General features: G+C 35.1%; 1 pseudogene. It reads right to left on the bottom strand.

Features of this window, described 5'->3' with window-relative positions:
- Positions 1-323: pseudogene (locus AC1DUA_RS40515) on the bottom strand (TnsA endonuclease N-terminal domain-containing protein); the annotation flags it as partial.
- Positions 324-478 lie beyond the last annotated feature (155 nt).

Here is a 478-nt window from a genome sequence, read left to right as displayed (position 1 = left end):
CACCATTTCTTCTGAATAGCTATCTGTTTCTTTACATCTTCCTTTTCGATGTCATTATCGTATTTAATTTCAATATATAATTCAGAACCACCCTTTTTCTTCACCCACAAATCGAAAATTGAGGTTTCCTCTTGACCCTCAACACTGGCTTCGAACGGTTGTTCACAAAATGTTAGAACTGATGGATCTGTTTCAACAATGACCCACTGATCCAACTCTAGATCGCTAAATAAATTTACTTCCCTTTTTAGCTTTGGGCTAAAAACTAACCAATGATTATTTCCATATCTGCCTGTTCGTTTCTTTATTAAAGGTGTATACAATAAAATCCGCTCCTTCCATATGGTTATTAACCATATTGCTCAGTTCCCAGCATTTTTAAACCACCATTGCTTATTTTGTAGTGAATTTCTTGTCGCTAGCATGTTTTGTAGGGATATTTATGTCGTAAAAAAAACGACAAGAATATCCCTATCCC

The sequence above is a fragment of the Paenibacillus sp. 01T422 genome (genome assembly GCF_056398785.1).
The sequence above is the reverse complement of the archived record's forward strand: the minus strand, read 5'-3'. Positions and strand labels throughout refer to the sequence as shown.